The 2015-nt window shown below is 60.4% G+C and carries 3 protein-coding genes; 2 read left to right on the forward strand and 1 reads right to left on the reverse strand.

Going from position 1 to position 2015, the window contains the following annotated elements; all coding sequences use genetic code 11:
- Nucleotides 1–966: ATP-binding cassette domain-containing protein (locus tag AC1DT3_RS19230; RefSeq protein ID WP_477466817.1), on the forward strand; the 966-nt coding region annotated here is incomplete at its 5' end.
- Nucleotides 967–1177: 211 nt separating this feature from the next.
- Entirely contained in the window at nt 1178–1588 is a 411-nt protein-coding gene (locus AC1DT3_RS19235) for a PRC-barrel domain-containing protein (protein WP_477466818.1), read from the forward strand.
- Nucleotides 1589–1793: 205 nt separating this feature from the next.
- Here AC1DT3_RS19235 and AC1DT3_RS19240 read toward each other — a convergent pair.
- Nucleotides 1794–2015: hypothetical protein (locus AC1DT3_RS19240; RefSeq protein ID WP_477466819.1), on the reverse strand; the 222-nt coding region annotated here is incomplete at its 5' end.

A 2015-nucleotide genomic window follows, 5' to 3' on the forward strand; every position in this document is an offset into this window, starting at 1 on the left:
GCCTTCGTCACTGTGCAGCAATCCTTCAATTGGCTGGTCGAGAACTATCCGCGTCTGGCGGACTGGACCGCCTCCGCCAATCGTGTCGCCGGACTGATCGTCTCGCTCGACCGACTCGAATTGGCGGAGAAGCCAGGTGCCGGCCACATCGCCCACACCGAGGGGGACGATGTCCCGGCGCTCACGCTGCGCGATGTGTCGGTGACGCTCGATGACGGGACCGCGGTCGTCGGTGAGACGAAGGTCACGATAGAGCCGGGCGAGAAAGTCCTGGTGGTTGGCGAATCCGGCGCCGGAAAAAGCACGCTCATCCGGGCAATCGCGGGGTTGTGGCCTTGGGGCGGTGGCGAGATCTCCATTCGCCGTGGCGCGAAGCTCTTTTTCATGCCGCAGAAACCCTATGTGCCGATCGGGCCCTTGAAGCGTGCCGTCGCCTACCCGAACCCAGCGGAGAGCCTTTCCGACGACGACGTTCGTGGTGCGCTGGAGGATGCGGGCCTGGAGCATCTGACGGAGAAGATTCACGACGACGAGGTTCCGTGGGAACGAACGTTGTCCGGCGGGGAACAGCAGCGCCTGGCCTTCGCGCAACTGTTCATTCAGCGACCTGACATCATCGTGATGGACGAGGCGACCTCGGCCCTGGATCCGACGACACAAGAAATTTTGATGAGGCGAATTTCCGAACGCCTTCCGGATGCCGCCGTCATCAGCGTCGGGCATCGGCCCGAGCTGGAAGCATTCCACGACAGGCGCCTCGTTCTGGCACGGCGGAAGGATGGCGCGAAACTGGTCGCTGACGAAGTTCTTTCCCCGCGCACCTTCGCGCTTCGACGGGCATTCGCGCTGTTGTTCAAGCGTCCGATCAACGTCGACGAAGGTTCCCCACGAACAGAACGCTCAAGCCTAAAACAAGCAAACAATTCCGATACAAATTCGGGAACAGCCAATAGTAATAAGCGTTAGCACGGTGCGTCCAATTGAGGCGCTTAAGCAATACTACTTGCACTTCAGGAGATACAACATGCTGAAGAAGCACATTGCGGGCTGCCTTGTTGCAACCGCTTTCATCGCAGCGCCTGCTATGGCGCAAACGTCACCGACTTCGCCGACACAGTCTTCGCCGATGCCTTCTTCGCAGACGCAGGCTCCTTCGAGCACAATGTCGGGTCAGTTCATGACCAAGATCGAGATGGGCCAGGTCATGGCATCCGACTTGATCGGTACGAAAGTGGTCGGTGCGAACAACGAGTCGATTGGTGAAGTGAACGACGTCATCATGGACCGCGACGGAAAGGCCGTTGCTGCGATCATCGGTGTCGGCGGATTCCTCGGCGTCGGCGAACGTGACGTCGCCGTTCCGTTCAACTCGCTCGAGTTCGCGACGCGCGATCAGGCCCGCGCGCTCGACGGTAAGAACCCGACGACGACCGGCTCGACGACCACAGGCGCGACCACCGCTAGCCCAAGCGCACCGAGTGCATCAGGTAGCATGAGCACGGCGGATACGAGCCAGCCCGAACGCGTCATCCTGCGCATGACGAAGGAACAGCTTCAGACTGCGCCGGCTTTCGACAAGAAGGGCTAAATCGCGCCCGGCCTACCGACGCCCGGTCCCAGCGGCCGGGCGTCGACGTTCGCGTGCGGCGTTTTGGCACCGAACTACTTCTTACGCTGGCACGTTCACCTACAGGCGGTTCCCGCTTTGAAGTGTGGTGGACATGAGCACGACTAGCGAAAATGAGACTATTCTTGCCCTTCAGGACCTCCCGCCGGAGTTCCTTCGCTCTCTTTCAAGCGCCCATCCCAGCGACGATCCACGTGTTGCGTCCATGCTCAGCGGCATGGTTGTCGAGCGCCAGCAGGACGAGGTGATCTGCCCGCTCTTGTTGCAGCGACATCTGGTCGTACCCGGCCACGGTGGCGGAAACTTCTCGCTTACAGGTAAGATGTAATCGCGAGGTCGGCGCGAATGGGAAATCCCAATCCGGATATCGGACAATCACTGCAAATCC

This window comes from Microvirga sp. P4_G7 (assembly GCF_056401005.1).